The organism is uncultured Roseobacter sp. (genome assembly GCF_947495025.1).
Taxonomy (GTDB): domain Bacteria; phylum Pseudomonadota; class Alphaproteobacteria; order Rhodobacterales; family Rhodobacteraceae; genus Roseobacter.
On sequence record NZ_CANLXG010000002.1, the window covers coordinates 22,658 to 37,499 of the forward strand.

Below are 14,842 nucleotides of genomic sequence, written 5' to 3' on the forward strand. Positions count from 1 at the left end.
CACCTCAGTCTGCGAATGGATCCGTAACGAGAATCGTATCTTCCCGTTCGGGAGAGGTAGAAAGTAGGGCAACCGGGCAGTCGATCAACTCTTCCACCCGACGTACATATTTGATTGCATTAGCCGGCAGATCAGCCCAGCTGCGCGCGCCCTCGGTGCTTTCTGACCAGCCCGGCATCTCCTCGTAAATCGGAGTACAGCGGGCCTGATGGTCTGCGGCTGTGGGCAGGTAGTCGACCCGCCGCCCGTCCAGCTCATATCCGACACAGATTTTCAGCGTGTCAAATCCATCTAGAACGTCGAGCTTTGTGAAAGCTATCCCGTTCACGCCGGATGTCGCACAGGTCTGGCGCACCAGCACCGCGTCAAACCACCCGCAACGACGCTTGCGGCCTGTGACAGTACCAAATTCATGACCTCTTTCGCCCAGACGCTGTCCGTCCGCGTCGTCCAGCTCCGTCGGGAAAGGCCCTTCGCCCACACGGGTTGTATAGGCCTTCACAATGCCCAGCACATAGTCGATTGATCCCGGCCCGATCCCCACGCCGGTGGCCGCCTGACCCGCTATAACATTTGACGAGGTCACGAACGGGTATGTGCCGAAATCAATGTCCAGCAGCGCGCCTTGTGCGCCTTCGAACAGAATGCGCTTTCCGGCTTTTCTCTTTTCATTCAGCACCTTCCAGACAGGGGCTGCATATTTCAGAATCTCGGGCGCCACTGCGCTCAGCTGCGCCAGCAGCGCGTCGCGGTCTACTGGCTCGATGCCAAGACCGCGGCGCAGCGGGTCGTGATGCTGCAACGCGCGGTCAACGCGCGCCTCCAGTGTAGCCGGGTCTGCAAGGTCCGCCACTCGCACGGAACGCCTGCCGACCTTGTCTTCATAGGCCGGGCCGATACCCCGCCCGGTGGTGCCGATTTTGGTGCCCTTGCTCGCGGCCTCTTCGCGCGCACGGTCCAGTTCACCATGGATGGGCAGGATCAGCGGTGTGTTTTCGGCGATCATCAGCGTTTCGGGCGTGATTTCCACACCCTGCCCGCGGATCGTGTCGATCTCGCCCAGCAGGTGCCATGGATCCAGCACAACGCCGTTCCCGATCACAGAAAGCTTGCCACCCCGCACCACACCCGATGGCAAGGCATTGAGCTTGTACACTCTGCCGTCAATCACCAGGGTGTGGCCCGCATTATGCCCGCCCTGAAACCGCGCGATCACATCTGCACGTTCGCTGAGCCAGTCAACGATCTTGCCTTTTCCCTCATCGCCCCACTGGGCGCCGACGACGACAACATTGGCCATGGCGGGTCCTTTTCATCCGGGTTAAACCGGCGCCGGTATACCCATGTGACTGCCGGTGTGCCATGGACTTTTTGCCCCGGCCTGCGGATATTTCCGCCATCTGAGGAAAGGCGTCTTTGAAATATGGATATGATGGGATTTCTGACCCGCTGGCTTTGTGCCCTCATCCTGCTGGCCGCGACATTCAACCCGACCCAGTACAACTATGTACAATGGGTGCGGGATTATGGCGGCCAGAACCTTTCGGTAGCGGTCCTGGCCGGCCTGCTGCTTGCGGTGGGTTACATCATATATCTGCGTGCCACGCTGCGCTCTATTGGCGGGCTGGGTATGACCCTTGTGCTGGCGATCTTTGCGGCATCTGTCTGGGTGCTGCGGGATCTCGGCATCGTAGACCTCGATAAACCCGGACTGAATGTCTGGTTGGGTCTCATTGCCCTGTCGCTTGTGCTGGGCATCGGGCTGAGCTGGAGCCATGTGCGGCGCGCGCTTTCCGGTCAGGCCGACATGGACGATGTAGACGAGTAATCTGTGCCGTGGCACAGTAGCGCGATGACCCGCAAAACCGAACGACCCGAAGACTTTCAGAAGTTCTACTATGCCAAAGTGGGCCTTGGTGAAGGCTGTGGCTGTGCAGAGCGCGTTATTGACATGCACGAATTCGACCGCCTGGCCGGCCGGTCGGGGCGTCGGTTGCCAAGGCTGCCACAGCGTGGCGGTTTTCGTCGGTTTCTGCAGAAAGCGGGCCTGACATCGCGTCCAGAGCGACCGGATTAGAGACGGACAGGCGCCCCATGAGGCGTGCGCAGGAAAGCGGCCTCCCAGGCGGCCTTTTTCTCCTGCAACTCTGTCGCACCAGCCAGCCCTTTGTCCCCCAGGAACGCCTCCAGCGTTTCCAGCCAGGCAGCAAAATAATCGTCGCCACCGTCCAGTTCCCGTGACAGACCGTCCTTTTTCAGTGTCGCACCAAAGGCCACTGCCCACTCCGGCCAGTCAAAATGCCCCGCTTCATTCAGATGCACGGTAAGTGCAAAGACCTGCGCGTGCCACGGTTCGGAAAAGACAGGCTCCGGGCGGGCAGTCATGGTGCCGCCTTCAGATAGCTCTGCCACAGGTCCAGTACGACTTCATCACGCGGGTGCTCCGGGTGCGCCCAGAGCTCTGATGCAGGGAAAGCCACCGCGTAAAGCGGCTCGGCTGCATCGCCCAGCCGGTGGGCTGAGCTGTCAGGCAGAATATGCGTGCCGTGATACCGCACAATCCTTCCGTGCGCTCCGGCGGCATAGGACGGCAGGCGGGTATGTCCGCCATCGACCATTATGTTGGAGGCGATCCTGCGTGTGACAACCGCGTCACCCGGCGCAAAGGTCGGAGCGATATCGCTGGCGCGGTCGGCCGGGCCTCCGGCGGCCAGCACACCTGCGACGGCATCCGGTTTCAGCGCCCGGTCTGCATCCGGGCTTTTTGTAACGGGACCGCCCGCCAGTTCTTCCGGGCTGACCAGACCGGTGTCAGCCAGAAGGTCGGCAAGGCCGGCAATCCACTTTTCGTAATAGGAAAACCGCGCATAGTCCGTTGGAGCAAGGCATTCCCGCGCATGTCGGGACACATCGATGTTCCATTTGCCGAACGCACCACAGGCAAGGGTCACCGCCAGCGCGCGGGCGTGCCAGTCTGCGTGAAAGACCTCGCCCTCTTGCTCAGGGATCACCGGTCCGTCGCCGAAACGGCCACCCATGTCATGAGGCCGGGTCATGGGCTCACCGCAAGGCCGGTACCGATCATACTGTCGCGCGTGACCAGCGCCATCAGCTGCTCTTCACTCATCCCATCCGTGCCTTCGGGACGCTGCGGAACGACCAGATATCTGACTTCGGCGGTCGAATCCCAGACGCGCACAGCAGTGCCCTCTGGCAACGTCACCCCGAAATCGGCAAGGACTTTTCGCGGCTCACGCACCGCACGCGCGCGGTAGGCATCGGATTTGTACCACGTCGGGGGAATACCCAGCAGCGGCCACGGATAACAGCTGCACAGGGTGCAGACGACCATATTGTGCGTCTCATCCGTATTCTGCACAGCAACCATATGCTCCCCCTGACGCCCGTAGTACCCCATCCCGGACACAACCGCCGTGGCGTCGTCGAGCAGTGCCGCACAGAAATCCGGGTCACGCCAGGCCCGTGCCACAACCCGGGCGCCATTACGTGGGCCAATGCGGTTTTCATAAGTGTCGATGATTTCATCCAGCGCTGCAGGATCGATGAGCCCTTTCTGCGTCAGAACGGTTTCCAGGGCGCGGACACGCAGCGCCGGGTCGGAGGGCAGACGGTCGTGCGGGTGGTCGCGGTGATCATGGGGCATAGGGACATCATTGCCCGCTCCCTGATCCTTGTCCAGCGCGGAACCCACGGCAGAAACAAGATATTTTATGCAACCGGAGCGGGCGTTTTTGTGTTATACTGCGGGTAAGAAGTGAGTCTGCTGCGCCTCAGTTCCAGGATATCCCTCTTAGTTGCGCGCATGTGAGCACCGCTTCGCCAGACCGTCGCCTCTGTGCGGCGGTTTTCGGTGTCGGGGAAAGCGTTCGCACACACCGATCGTCCCTTGCGGCGCAGATCAAACTTGCCTAGATAGCCCGGAAGCGAATTGGAAATCTGCAGGTCTCAATGGAAAACGTCGTCCTGATCGTCCACCTTATTCTCGCGCTCGCGCTTATCGCGGTGGTGCTGCTGCAGCGCTCCGAGGGCGGCGGGCTCGGCATGGGTGGTGGCGGCGGTGGCGCCGTATCGGGCCGTGCTGCGGCTACGGCGCTGGGCAAGGTGACCTGGATGCTGGCCATTGCTTTCATCTGCACTTCGATAACGCTGACTATTTTTGCAGCCGAGAATGCCACCGGTTCGTCGGTGGTTGACAGGCTCGGGGTGACGCCTCCCGCATCGGGCGAAGTTACCACACCGGCAGCGCCTGATGGCGACACGCTTCTGCCACCTGCACCTGGCGACAACGCACCGCTGGTCCCGACCCTCGACTGACATGAATTAACTACACTTTGCGGCAATGCCAGAATTCGCAACATGATGTTGCGGTTCGTCTTGCCTTTGCCGCGCGAATCCTGATACAATTAAGTCCCGTGGTGCTGTGAAGATTCATGGCTGAACCGGGCCGATTTCGACAGGCCTCAACAGACGCACGGGAGCTTCGGCACATGGCACGTTACATCTTTATCACCGGCGGTGTGGTCTCAAGCCTTGGCAAGGGGCTGGCCTCTGCGGCCCTTGGTGCGCTGCTTCAGGCGCGCGGATTTTCGGTCAGACTGCGCAAGCTCGATCCCTACCTGAACGTCGATCCCGGGACGATGTCTCCGTTTGAACACGGAGAGGTTTTCGTCACCGATGATGGCGCAGAAACAGATCTCGATCTGGGCCACTACGAACGTTTCACCGGCGTGCCCGCGCGCATGACGGATTCGGTCTCGTCGGGCCGGATCTATTCCAACGTGCTCGAAAAAGAACGCCGTGGCGATTATCTGGGGAAAACAATCCAGGTCGTCCCCCATGTGACGAACGAGATCAAAGCCTTCCTCGATGTCGGCGGTGACGAGGTCGATTTCATGCTCTGCGAGATCGGCGGCACCGTGGGTGACATCGAAGGGCTGCCCTTTTTCGAGGCGATCCGCCAGTACAGCCATGACAAACCACGCGGCCAGTGCATCTTTATGCACCTCACGCTGCTGCCCTATCTCGCTGCCTCCGGTGAGCTGAAAACCAAACCCACGCAGCACTCGGTCAAGGAACTGCAGTCCATTGGCATCGCGCCCGACATTCTGGTCTGCCGCTCTGAACAGCCGATCCCCGAAAAGGAGCGTGAAAAGATTGCGCTCTTCTGTAACGTGCGCAAGGAAGCGGTCGTTGCGGCCTATGACCTGAAAACCATCTATGACGCGCCACTGGCCTACCACGGACAGGGGCTGGACCAGGCCGTGCTCGACGCCTTTGACATCTCGCCTGCGCCTAAACCCGACATGACCGTCTGGCATGACGTCTCGGACCGGGTGCATAACCCAGAGGGTGAGGTCCGCGTGGCCATCGTCGGCAAGTACACCCAGCTTGAGGATGCGTACAAATCCATCGCAGAGGCCCTGACCCACGGCGGCATGGCCAATCGCGTCAAAGTGCGCGTGGAATGGGTGGACGCCGAGATTTTTGACACTGCCGATGACGTCGCTCCTCACCTTGAAGGCTTCCACGCCATTCTGGTGCCCGGCGGCTTTGGCGAGCGTGGGACCGAAGGCAAGATAAAGGCCGCGCAATACGCCCGCGAACACAAAGTGCCCTATCTGGGTATCTGCCTCGGCATGCAGATGGCCGTGATCGAGGCCGCGCGCAATGTCGCCGACATCAAATCCGCGGGCTCCGAGGAGTTTGACCACGAGGCTGGTAAAAAGCGTTTTGAACCGGTCGTTTATCACCTCAAGGAGTGGGTCCAGGGCAACGCCAAGGTCTCTCGAAAGGTCGGGGACGACAAGGGTGGCACCATGCGGCTGGGCGCATATGACGCCGTGTTGAGCGAAGGTTCAAAGGTCGCAGAGGTCTACGGCACCACGACCATCGATGAACGCCACCGCCACCGCTATGAAGTCGACATCAAATACCGCGACAAGCTCGAAGAGGCCGGTCTGGTGTTCTCAGGCATGTCGCCCGACGGCAAACTGCCCGAGATAGTCGAATGGCCGGATCACCCCTGGTTCATCGGCGTCCAGTTCCACCCGGAACTGAAATCCAAGCCCTTTGACCCGCACCCGCTGTTCCGCGATTTCGTAAGAGCAGCGAAAGAGATTTCGCGTCTGGTCTGAGGCGGGAAGCCGGACAAATCTTCATCCGGTTGCGATCCCCTCATGCTGCCTATTGGGGTGCGGACAAAGGTCTGCTTTGGCCGAGTTGTTTTGCCTGATGCAAAAATGCACGCCAGACGAGGCGCGAGCGGCACCCGAAATCAGAGCGTTCTGACCGCTTTACGGAATTCACCGGGGCTTTGGCCGGATGTCGCTTCGAATGCCCGGCTGAAGGCACTGCGGCTTGAAAAGCCGACAGACTCCGCAACACGCTTCATCGGCAAATCGGTATTGCGCAGCAGATCGCCCGCCTTGCGCAGGCGTAGATTGCGCAGGAGCTCCATCGGTCCTGCGCCGTATGCTTCGGAAAACCGCTTCGCAAATGCGGCCCGGCTCATACCGGCAATGTCCGCGAGGGTTTCGACAGAATACGGTTTGCCCGGCTCGTTCAGCATCGCATTCAGCGCTTTCCACAGCATCGGATCACGCAGCGCAGCCATCCAGTCCAAGGGTCCGCCCTGCTCTGTCATTCGCTTGCGCATCATAACAATTACAGCCTGCATCAATAAAACCCGGATCAGGGCGCGGCTGCCAACGCTGGGCTCGCACACCTCATGCATTAATGTGTCGACCAATATCATCAGGTCGCTGCCGGGTTCGGCACGCGTCACCAGTGGTTCACGGATCAGGTTGACCACATCGGTGGCCCCCATGAGTCCGATGCTCACATGAGCACAAAGAGCGATCAGGCGGCTGACGCTGCCGGCACTTTCATCCGGCACCGTTTTGAGAACCTGCGCCAGGTTCAGTGCCGCTGGTTTGCACGACGGCCCGGGTACGACCGTCGCACCGTCATTCAGGACCTCATGGCTGTTCAGCGATGGGACCAACACCAAACTGCCCTTGGTTATCCTGATCGGGGCCTGGCCCCGCATCGTGATCTGTCCCTCGCCGCACAGAACATAGTGCAGGGTAACCGCCGCATCCGGTTTGAGGGAAACATGGCAGGTTCCGTGGATCTCACAGACGGCAAACGGTTCCGTACGAATGTCGAGCTGATCGAATATGTGGTCATAGTTCATCAGGTGATTTTGCTCCTTAACTTCTTTGCCGTCACGGAAATTTTGGGGACTGGTCCAAATCAAGACGAAAAGGCACACCGACTGTCACACATAAGGTCTGTCGATACCTCCAAAGAAGGAAAAACCTGATGTGTAATTGCGATGACCATGATCACGGTGGCAGGAAACTGTCGCGCCGCGCAGCCATGACCTCCGGGCTGGCCGGGACAGCAGCGGCTGCAGCCACCGCACTGGCAGGGACCGCTCAGGCGCAAGAGAGGGCCAACCCCTATGCCGAGCCGGCCGAACCTGCGCTGCCCCCCTCTGACATGAAACTCGATCTGAGCCGCGCAGCCCTTGTGGTGACCGACCCCCAGAACGATTTTCTCAGCCCGGATGGCGTGACCTGGGGTGTGATTGGTGCGTCTGTTACCGAACACAACACGGTCGAGAACATCGAAACGCTGTTCCGCACCGCAAAGGAACACGACATCACCACAGCCGTTTCACCGCATTATTACTTTCCGACTGACCATGGTTGGAAATTTGAAGGCGCGCTGGAAAAACTGATGCACCAGATTGGCATGTTTGACCGCAAAGGTCAGCTGAACGTCGACGGTTTCGAAGGCTCGGGCGCGGACTGGCTGGAGCGGTACAAACCCTACATCAACGACGGCAAGACCATCGTGACCTCGCCCCACAAGATGTACGGCAACGACACCAACGATCTGACTCTGCAACTGCGCAAGCAAGGCGTGGATCAGGTTATTCTTGCAGGAATGTCGGCCAACCTGTGTACGGAATCGCACATGCGTGAACTGATTGAAAACGGTTTCGAAGTGGCCGTGGTACGGGATGCTACTGCTGCGGCGCAATTGCCCGAGGGAGACGGATATCTGGCGGCGCTGATCAACTTCCGCTACATCGCCAACGCTGTCTGGAGCACAGAAGAAGCTGTCGCGCAAATCAGGGCGGCTGCGCTCTGAGCCCACCCTTGCCCATTTAATCTGACCGTGGCCAGGGCTGCGCCGTGCCCGTTATCGGTTTCTCCGAAGGCGGGTGCGGTCACGGCCCGGTTCGCGCGGACAGATCGCCATCAAAGGACAAGGAAATGACATCAAATTCAGTCAGGGAAGACACCATAAAAGCCGTTCTGGGAAAGGTTTTCCGCCTTTACGTGCAGAGCCAGTGTTATCACTGGAATGTGGAAGGTCCAAACTTCCGCAGCCTGCACGCCATGTTTGAAACCCAGTACCAGACGCTCAGCGGGTTCAACGATGCTGTCGCAGAAAGGCTGCGTGTGCTGGGCATCAAAGCCCCTGAATCCCTGGACGAGCTTCTTGCTTTGTCCAATACCGCGCAGGATACGACCGCCCGGACAGCAGATGAGATGCTTGCGACCCATTGCGCCGGTTTCCAGAGTTTCAACGATGCTCTCCGTGATGCAATTCAGGTTCTTGCGGACGTCCGGGATGACGGCACAGTGGCGGTTATGTCCAATATTCTCGAATGGAGTGAAAAGGAGCACTGGATGATGTCAGCCTCCAGACAAGCAGGCTGAAAACCTGCATGCGCCTGCGTCAGTTATACCCGCGTCGGAACGGTCGCCAGCCCCGGGTCTGCATCGAACGCCGGTACAGTCGTCATTGGTCGCCGGGGCCTGCACGGCAGCTCAGCGCGCTTCCCCGCACCTGCCCGTCGTCACCAAACCTCGCCCTGCACTTTTGACGACACCTGAACAGACACATGTTCCCACATAACGCCGGTGCGAATCCGGGGAGGCTTTTTCAGGTTCACCGGCAACTTGCCCTCAAATCCAAGATTCAGCGCAGTGACCGCGCTTATGCATTGCGCGCGCGCTGCGTTGAGGGCATGTCAGAGGGATGCTCAGCTATCAGCATATGTATCACGCGGGCAATCTCGCGGACGTGCACAAGCACGGGCTTCTGGCCTGGATACTGGCTTATCTGACGCGCAAGGATAAACCCCTCACCTATATTGAAACCCACGCGGGCCGTGCGCTCTATGACCTGAGCAGCGAGGCCGCGATCCGCACCGGCGAGGCGGCCCAGGGCATCGCCCGCGCCGCCGGTTTTTTCCCGGAAGATCACCCTTTTTCGAGGACACTGGCCCGCATCCGCGCGGCACATGGGGCGCAGAGCTATCCCGGCTCGCCGCTCATCGCCTGCGGGATGCTGCGCGCGCGGGACAATCTGCATCTGGCCGAGCTCCACCCCGGTGAGCACGCAGAACTGCGCCAGGCGCTGCGCAGCTACAAGGTAAAATGCCACCGGCAGGACGGGTTTGAACTGGCACATTCGCTGTTGCCGCCGAGCCCGCGCCGGGGCTTGCTGCTGATTGACCCGAGTTATGAGATAAAGAGCGATTTTGACGAAATACCCCGCCACATTTCCCGGTACCACAAGGCGTGGAATGTTGGCGTGATCTGTCTGTGGTACCCTGTTCTGACCTCTGGCGCGGAGCGCGCAATGGTACGCCGTCTGCGCGCAGATCATCCCGCAGGCTTCAGCCATGAAGTCCGTTTCCCCCCTGCCAGACCTGGTCACGGCATGGTCGGATCCGGCCTTTTTGTCATCAATCCCCCCTGGGGGCTGCAGGACGAAGCAGCACGTCTGGCGTCACATTTCGCCGATCTGACTGGGTGATCTGCCAAAAAAAGTTGACCCGGTCAGGAGGCGTGGCAGGATACCGTTTATGCAACGCATCCTCGCCCTGCTGATGTTCATGCTCCCACAGGCCGCACTGGCCTGTGGTCAACCCGTTTGTCTGGTGGACCCCGACAGCCTGGCGCTGACACGGATCATTACATTCGAGGACACCCAGAGCCGCAACGGACCGGGCCACCAGATCTCTGATCTGCTGGTGCTGCCCGGTGCTGTGTTCGGCGAGCGGTTTGCCGGACAGCTCGTCGCAGCACAGGGCGATCACGACGTGGTCTCCGGCGAGGTGCTGTCACCGCTGACCGTCGTCGCCGGACCCCCTGGCCAGAACCTTTCCGTCGTTTTTATGCAGGGCAATAACGTACTCAATGGCTATGGTGCGGCGGGCTTTCCCAAGCGACATGCACAGGGGGAAGGAGCGATGGCCTTTCTGTTTGACGAGGACCAGTCGGCCATAGCCTTTCAGCTGCGCGGTGGCGAAGCGGGCACAGCCCGGGTCAGTTTTCTGAACAGGAACGGCACGGTTATTGCCGAGCTTGATCTGCCCCCCGCCGGTGAGCATTCCTTTGGTTTCGCCCGCGACACCGGCACAGGCGACATCGCTGGCGTGCTGATCACCAACACCGACCCGCAGGGCCTGGCGCTGGATAATATCCGCTTTGGCCGTGCTCCTGACCTGAGCTAGAAAGACCGGAATGTTTGAACGCCTTTTCCCCCGCCAGAAACGCCAGCAGGACCCGCTGCCGCAGCCTGACGCACAGCTTGCACTGGGCGCGCTTCTGGTGCGCGTCGCGATGGCGGACCAGAACTATCAGGCCTCGGAAGTAGGACAGATCGACCGCATTCTGTCCGCGACATTTGACCTGAAACCGCTCGATGCCGCGAAACTCCGCGCAACCTGCGAGGCTCTGGAACGCCATGCGCCCGGCACGCCGGAGTTCGCGGAGATACTGCGAAATGAAGTTGACTACGCCGACCGCAAAGCGCTCGCAGATGCAATGTGGTCTGTCGCACTGGCAGATGGCGAGCGTGATGACAGCGAGGAAACTCAGCTGACAGAAATTGAGACCGCACTTGGTCTGACCGATGCAGATATCGCTGCCGCAAGGGAAAACGCGCTGCGCGGAAACTGACAGTGGCACAGGCTGTGCAAAGGGACTATATCGCCGGTATGTTTGGAGAACTGCTCAAAAGGCTGACACAGCCGGAACCCGATACCCTGCCTGACGAGGACGCCCGTCTGGCACTCACTGCGCTGCTTGTGCGGGTGGCCCGCGCTGACAATCACTACAGCGATGGTGAAAAACAGCGCATCGATGCCATCAATGCCCGCCGCTACGGGTTGGGCCCCGGCGCCACGGATGCTCTGCGCCGTGAGGCCGAGAGCCTGGAGGCCGAGGCGCCCGACACCGTACGCTTCACCCGGGCAATCAAGGATGCCGTGCCCTACGAGGAACGTCTGGCCGTGCTCGAAGCGCTCTGGGACGTGGTTCTGGCCGATGGCGAACGCGCGCAGGAAGAAGATGCTCTGGTGCGGATGGTCAGCAGCTTTCTGGGCATCAGTGACCGTGATTCGGCCCTGGCCCGTCAGGCCGTCGACGCGCGGCGATGACCGCCAGCCTTCCGATGTACGACACGGCTGCCACAAGGGCAGCCAATGACCGTTTCTGGGATCTGATCCGGACAGCTTATGGCGACGGACCACCAAAGCTGGACCGCAACACTGATCCGCACGCAACCTGGGAAGATCCGGAACTTGTCCTGTCACAGACCTGCGGCCTGCCATTCCGCAACGGCCTGAATGAAAAGGTAAGCCTTGTGGGCACCCCGGACTATGGGGTACCCGGCTGCCCGCCGGGATACTACTGTTCTGTTCTTGCTGTGCGCATTGAAGACAAACGGACCGATCTGCGTGATTTCAGCGACAGCATGCTTGCCCGCAACGACCTGCGGTCCCAGTCAGGCTGGGCAGCTGTAGAAGCTCATCTGTCTGAAAACAATATCGGATTCAGCTTTTCCGGGCGAACCGTCGACACAGGCTCTCACGTCAGGTCGGCAGAAGCAGTCGCCTGTGGCGATGCTGATATTGCATCGCTTGACGCTGTCACATGGTCACTTCTTGTGCGCGATACCGACCTCACAGACCCGCTGCGGATCATTGCTGTGACGCGGCCAACGCCTGGACTGCCGCTGATCACCGCGGTGGGTCGCGATCCTGGCAAACTGCGCGCGGCTTGCCAGTCGGCACTGGCCGGACTGACGGCCCCGGATCGCGATTGCCTTATGATCCGGGATATAGTCGATATCCCCGCAGCGGCATATCTGGCCGAGCCGCTGCCGCCTGAGGATTGATCAGGGAACCGGATTCACCGCGTTCAGGCGACGCCGGCATGCTTTCCGCGTTGCAAATGGGCGCGTTTTGACCCCTTATACCGCACTGAAACAATTCAGAGACCTGTTCCCTTGACGACTCAAGCCCCGGTTATTGAAATCAGAAACCTGCACAAAGCCTATGGTGCGCTTGAGGTTCTTAAGGGCGTCGACATTACCGCGCCCAAGGGACATGTGATCTCGCTCATTGGATCGTCAGGTTCCGGCAAATCGACCCTGCTGCGCTGCTGCAACCTGCTGGAGGACAGCCAGCAGGGCGAAATCCTGTTCAAGGGCGAACCGGTGAGCTGGAAGGGCGATGGCCACAACCGGCGCCCCGCGGACGCGGGCCAGGTGCTGCGGATCCGCACAAATCTGAGCATGGTGTTTCAGCAGTTCAACCTGTGGGCTCATATGACCATTCTGCAGAATGTGATGGAGGCCCCTCTGACCGTGTTGAAACGCGATCGCGCCGAAGTGGAAGACGCCGCACGCGGGTATCTGGACAAGGTCGGGATCGGCGACAAATGCGATGCTTTCCCGGCACAGCTGTCCGGTGGCCAGCAACAGCGCGCAGCCATCGCGCGCGGCCTCTGCATGGAACCCGAAGCGCTCCTTTTTGACGAGCCGACCTCGGCGCTCGACCCTGAACTGGAGCAGGAAGTTGTCCGGGTCATCAAAGACCTTGCCGCCGAGGGGCGTACAATGATCATCGTGACACACGATATGAAACTGGCCGCTGATGTGTCAGACCACGTTGTCTTTCTGCATCAGGGCCTCATCGAAGAACAGGGGCCGCCGGAAACACTCTTTGGCGCGCCTTCATCAGAACGTCTGCGCGGGTTCCTTTCGGCAACTCAGCCAGCGTAACACCACCAAAAAAAGAAACGGGAGTATCACCAAAATGAAAAAACTGATCCTGACGACCGCTGCTGTCGCGCTGACTGCGGGTATGGCACTGGCTGACGGCCACGCAAAAACCGTCCGTATGGGCACCGAGGGCGCCTACCCTCCCTATAACTTCATCAATGACGCCGGTGAGGTTGACGGCTTTGAGCGCGAGCTGGGCGACGAGCTTTGTGCACGCGCCGAACTGACCTGCGAATGGGTCACCAACGAGTGGGACAGCATCATCCCCAACCTGGTGTCCGGCAACTACGACACCATCATCGCCGGCATGTCGATCACCGATGAGCGCGACGAAGTTATTGATTTCACGCAGAACTACACTCTGCCGGACCCTTCTGCCTATCTGGTTCTCTCCGCTGACGTCGATCTCGCCGGCGGCGTAATCGCGGCGCAGACCAACACCATTCAGGCCGCATTCATTGCAAATACGGGTGCAACGCTGGTCGAATTTGCAACGCCCGAGGAAACGATTGCTGCTGTGAAAAACGGTGAAGCAGATGCGGTTCTGGCAGACAAAGCATTCCTGACGCCGATTGCGGCCGATGACCCTGATCTGATGTTCCTCGAGCAGGAAGAGCTGATCGGTGGCGGCATTGGCATGGGTCTGCGCGAAAGTGACGGCGAGTTGCGCGGTAAGTTCGACGCGGCAATCCAGTCCATGAAGGACGATGGATCGCTCAATGCGCTGCTCACCAAATGGGAAATCGGCGGCGCCTTCTGATCCACTGACAGCGGGGGCGGCCAGGTGCTGCCCCCGGTTTTCTTTCCGGGACAATCCACCCTGCGAGGCCCGAGATTTTCAGTTTCTGTACAGATCCCAGCGTGTTGTCTGACTGGTCATGGATGGCCTGCTATCTGACGACCGGCAAACACATGTCGATCTATACATCGGTGTTTACCGTGCTGCTGCTGCTTGCGATCACCGCCCCGGTGGCGCTGGCTTTCGGTTTTGGCGGAGCGACCGCGGCCCGGTCACCGCTGGCCCCGCTGCGCTGGTTCGGCAAAAGCTATATCGCGATTGTCCGCGGCGTGCCGGATATCGCATTTTTTCTGTTTTTCGTGATCGCTCTTGATCAGGGCATTGAATATCTGCGCCACAAGGCACTCTGCCGCGACTGGTCAGAGCCGATCCGCCAGGGCAATGACTTTGTTGTCTGTCAGGCCGCCAAGATGCCGCTCGGCGACGCACCGCAATGGGTGCATGAAAGCTATGGGTTTGCGCTCGCGGTTCTGACCTTTGCAATCGTGTTCGGTGCTTTCGCCGCAAATGTGCTTTTTGGCGCAATGCGGGCCGTCCCACGTGCGCAGCTGGAAACAGCTGAAGCCTACGGCATGAGCCCGCGCCAGACGTTCTGGCGTGTACTGGTGCCGCAGATGTGGGTCTATGCCCTGCCCGGCCTCAGCAATCTGTGGATGGTACTCATCAAGGCCACACCCCTGCTGTTTCTGCTGGGCGTCGAAGACATCGTTTACTGGGCCCGTGAACTTGGCGGAACAAAAACCTCACGCTTTACCGACTACCCTCATGGTGACTGGCGCATGTGGTATTTTCTGGCGCTTCTGGTGTTTTATCTGATCTTCACCCGGATTTCCGAGATTGTTCTCGATCGTGTGATGCAGCGGCTGACGCGCGGACAGGCAACTGCCGGCGGCGAAGCACAGCGAAAGGCTCTGGCATGATCAGCAC

At 59.9% G+C, this 14,842-nt stretch carries 19 protein-coding genes; 14 read left to right on the forward strand and 5 right to left on the reverse strand.

Translation table 11 applies throughout. From position 1 onward, the window contains the following. Window positions 1–4: 4 nt before the first annotated feature. Entirely contained in the window at window positions 5–1,300 is a 1,296-nt protein-coding gene (locus Q0792_RS08080) for an adenylosuccinate synthase (RefSeq protein WP_298838757.1), read from the reverse strand. Between the two features lie 132 nt (window positions 1,301–1,432). Here Q0792_RS08080 and Q0792_RS08085 point away from each other — a divergent pair, with 132 nt between their 5' ends. Then, complete coding sequence (locus Q0792_RS08085) at window positions 1,433–1,828, forward strand: DUF6524 family protein (protein ID WP_298841760.1); 396 nt, start codon at window positions 1,433–1,435, stop codon at window positions 1,826–1,828. Window positions 1,829–1,852: 24 nt separating this feature from the next. Further along, window positions 1,853–2,077, forward strand: a complete 225-nt coding sequence (locus tag Q0792_RS08090) for a hypothetical protein (RefSeq protein ID WP_298838762.1) — start codon at window positions 1,853–1,855, stop codon at window positions 2,075–2,077. Here the strand turns inward: Q0792_RS08090 and Q0792_RS08095 are convergent. Genes Q0792_RS08095 through nthA form a run of 3 tightly spaced genes read right to left on the reverse strand, consistent with a single transcriptional unit; the run spans window position 2,074 to window position 3,664 of the window. Further along, the gene (locus tag Q0792_RS08095) at window positions 2,074–2,385 is read right to left on the reverse strand and encodes a nitrile hydratase accessory protein (protein WP_298838765.1); all 312 of its coding nucleotides are present in this window, start codon (window positions 2,383–2,385) and stop codon (window positions 2,074–2,076) included. The genes Q0792_RS08090 and Q0792_RS08095 overlap by 4 nt on opposite strands. Then, window positions 2,382–3,056 carry a nitrile hydratase subunit beta gene (gene nthB / locus Q0792_RS08100; RefSeq protein ID WP_298838768.1) on the reverse strand — a complete coding sequence of 225 codons (675 nt, stop codon included), beginning with the start codon at window positions 3,054–3,056 and terminating at the stop codon, window positions 2,382–2,384. The genes Q0792_RS08095 and nthB overlap by 4 nt, the downstream gene beginning before the upstream one ends. Next, window positions 3,053–3,664 (reverse strand): nitrile hydratase subunit alpha, encoded by a 612-nt coding sequence (gene nthA / locus Q0792_RS08105; protein ID WP_298838771.1) that lies wholly within the window; start codon window positions 3,662–3,664, stop codon window positions 3,053–3,055. The genes nthB and nthA overlap by 4 nt, the downstream gene beginning before the upstream one ends. Before the next feature lie 305 nt (window positions 3,665–3,969). Between nthA and secG the strand changes: the two genes are divergently transcribed. Together secG and Q0792_RS08115 are read left to right on the forward strand one after the other, a co-directional pair. Further along, window positions 3,970–4,335, forward strand: coding sequence for a preprotein translocase subunit SecG (gene secG / locus Q0792_RS08110; RefSeq protein ID WP_298838774.1), 366 nt, complete (start codon window positions 3,970–3,972; stop codon window positions 4,333–4,335). Window positions 4,336–4,508: 173 nt separating this feature from the next. Further along, window positions 4,509–6,155: a CTP synthase gene (locus Q0792_RS08115; RefSeq protein WP_298838776.1), complete on the forward strand. Its 1,647-nt coding sequence runs from the start codon at window positions 4,509–4,511 to the stop codon at window positions 6,153–6,155. 140 nt (window positions 6,156–6,295) lie between these two features. On the opposite strand, the gene Q0792_RS08120 is transcribed toward Q0792_RS08115, so the two are convergent. Beyond that, on the reverse strand, window positions 6,296–7,216 hold the full coding sequence (locus tag Q0792_RS08120) for an AraC family transcriptional regulator (protein ID WP_298838779.1): 921 nt from the start codon (window positions 7,214–7,216) through the stop codon (window positions 6,296–6,298). A 128-nt stretch (window positions 7,217–7,344) separates the two neighbouring features. Between Q0792_RS08120 and Q0792_RS08125 the strand changes: the two genes are divergently transcribed. The 10 genes from Q0792_RS08125 (at window position 7,345) to Q0792_RS08170 (ending at window position 14,835) form a co-directional block, all read left to right on the forward strand. Continuing rightward, on the forward strand, window positions 7,345–8,181 hold the full coding sequence (locus Q0792_RS08125) for a cysteine hydrolase (RefSeq protein WP_298838782.1): 837 nt from the start codon (window positions 7,345–7,347) through the stop codon (window positions 8,179–8,181). A gap of 125 nt (window positions 8,182–8,306) precedes the next feature. Continuing rightward, a complete protein-coding gene (locus Q0792_RS08130) occupies window positions 8,307–8,756 on the forward strand; it encodes a DNA starvation/stationary phase protection protein (RefSeq protein WP_298838785.1) in 450 nt (149 codons plus the stop codon). Window positions 8,757–9,078: 322 nt separating this feature from the next. Beyond that, on the forward strand, window positions 9,079–9,861 hold the full coding sequence (locus tag Q0792_RS08135; RefSeq protein ID WP_298838789.1) for a 23S rRNA (adenine(2030)-N(6))-methyltransferase RlmJ: 783 nt from the start codon (window positions 9,079–9,081) through the stop codon (window positions 9,859–9,861). Window positions 9,862–9,910: 49 nt separating this feature from the next. Further along, window positions 9,911–10,561: a hypothetical protein gene (locus Q0792_RS08140; protein WP_298838792.1), complete on the forward strand. Its 651-nt coding sequence runs from the start codon at window positions 9,911–9,913 to the stop codon at window positions 10,559–10,561. 10 nt (window positions 10,562–10,571) lie between these two features. After that, entirely contained in the window at window positions 10,572–11,009 is a 438-nt protein-coding gene (locus tag Q0792_RS08145; protein WP_298838795.1) for a TerB family tellurite resistance protein, read from the forward strand. 38 nt (window positions 11,010–11,047) lie between these two features. Next, window positions 11,048–11,488, forward strand: coding sequence for a TerB family tellurite resistance protein (locus tag Q0792_RS08150; protein WP_298841763.1), 441 nt, complete (start codon window positions 11,048–11,050; stop codon window positions 11,486–11,488). After that, window positions 11,485–12,228, forward strand: coding sequence for a PhnD/SsuA/transferrin family substrate-binding protein (locus Q0792_RS08155; protein WP_298838798.1), 744 nt, complete (start codon window positions 11,485–11,487; stop codon window positions 12,226–12,228). The genes Q0792_RS08150 and Q0792_RS08155 overlap by 4 nt, the downstream gene beginning before the upstream one ends. Before the next feature lie 111 nt (window positions 12,229–12,339). Continuing rightward, a complete protein-coding gene (locus tag Q0792_RS08160) occupies window positions 12,340–13,116 on the forward strand; it encodes an ABC transporter ATP-binding protein (protein WP_298838801.1) in 777 nt (258 codons plus the stop codon). Window positions 13,117–13,150: 34 nt separating this feature from the next. Then, window positions 13,151–13,876 carry a transporter substrate-binding domain-containing protein gene (locus tag Q0792_RS08165; protein WP_298838804.1) on the forward strand — a complete coding sequence of 242 codons (726 nt, stop codon included), beginning with the start codon at window positions 13,151–13,153 and terminating at the stop codon, window positions 13,874–13,876. Between the two features lie 74 nt (window positions 13,877–13,950). Then, on the forward strand, window positions 13,951–14,835 hold the full coding sequence (locus Q0792_RS08170; RefSeq protein ID WP_298841768.1) for an ABC transporter permease: 885 nt from the start codon (window positions 13,951–13,953) through the stop codon (window positions 14,833–14,835). Window positions 14,836–14,842 lie beyond the last annotated feature (7 nt).

Coding starts and splice junctions, on each gene's coding strand:
- Q0792_RS08080 (WP_298838757.1), bottom strand. CDS start 1,300: ATGGCCAATGTTGTCGTCGTCGGCGCCCAGTGGGGCGATGAGGGAAAA.
- Q0792_RS08085 (WP_298841760.1), top strand. CDS start 1,433: ATGGGATTTCTGACCCGCTGGCTTTGTGCCCTCATCCTGCTGGCCGCG.
- Q0792_RS08090 (WP_298838762.1), top strand. CDS start 1,853: ATGACCCGCAAAACCGAACGACCCGAAGACTTTCAGAAGTTCTACTAT.
- Q0792_RS08095 (WP_298838765.1), bottom strand. CDS start 2,385: ATGACTGCCCGCCCGGAGCCTGTCTTTTCCGAACCGTGGCACGCGCAG.
- nthB (WP_298838768.1), bottom strand. CDS start 3,056: ATGACCCGGCCTCATGACATGGGTGGCCGTTTCGGCGACGGACCGGTG.
- nthA (WP_298838771.1), bottom strand. CDS start 3,664: ATGCCCCATGATCACCGCGACCACCCGCACGACCGTCTGCCCTCCGAC.
- secG (WP_298838774.1), top strand. CDS start 3,970: ATGGAAAACGTCGTCCTGATCGTCCACCTTATTCTCGCGCTCGCGCTT.
- Q0792_RS08115 (WP_298838776.1), top strand. CDS start 4,509: ATGGCACGTTACATCTTTATCACCGGCGGTGTGGTCTCAAGCCTTGGC.
- Q0792_RS08120 (WP_298838779.1), bottom strand. CDS start 7,216: ATGAACTATGACCACATATTCGATCAGCTCGACATTCGTACGGAACCG.
- Q0792_RS08125 (WP_298838782.1), top strand. CDS start 7,345: ATGTGTAATTGCGATGACCATGATCACGGTGGCAGGAAACTGTCGCGC.
- Q0792_RS08130 (WP_298838785.1), top strand. CDS start 8,307: ATGACATCAAATTCAGTCAGGGAAGACACCATAAAAGCCGTTCTGGGA.
- Q0792_RS08135 (WP_298838789.1), top strand. CDS start 9,079: ATGCTCAGCTATCAGCATATGTATCACGCGGGCAATCTCGCGGACGTG.
- Q0792_RS08140 (WP_298838792.1), top strand. CDS start 9,911: ATGCAACGCATCCTCGCCCTGCTGATGTTCATGCTCCCACAGGCCGCA.
- Q0792_RS08145 (WP_298838795.1), top strand. CDS start 10,572: ATGTTTGAACGCCTTTTCCCCCGCCAGAAACGCCAGCAGGACCCGCTG.
- Q0792_RS08150 (WP_298841763.1), top strand. CDS start 11,048: ATGTTTGGAGAACTGCTCAAAAGGCTGACACAGCCGGAACCCGATACC.
- Q0792_RS08155 (WP_298838798.1), top strand. CDS start 11,485: ATGACCGCCAGCCTTCCGATGTACGACACGGCTGCCACAAGGGCAGCC.
- Q0792_RS08165 (WP_298838804.1), top strand. CDS start 13,151: ATGAAAAAACTGATCCTGACGACCGCTGCTGTCGCGCTGACTGCGGGT.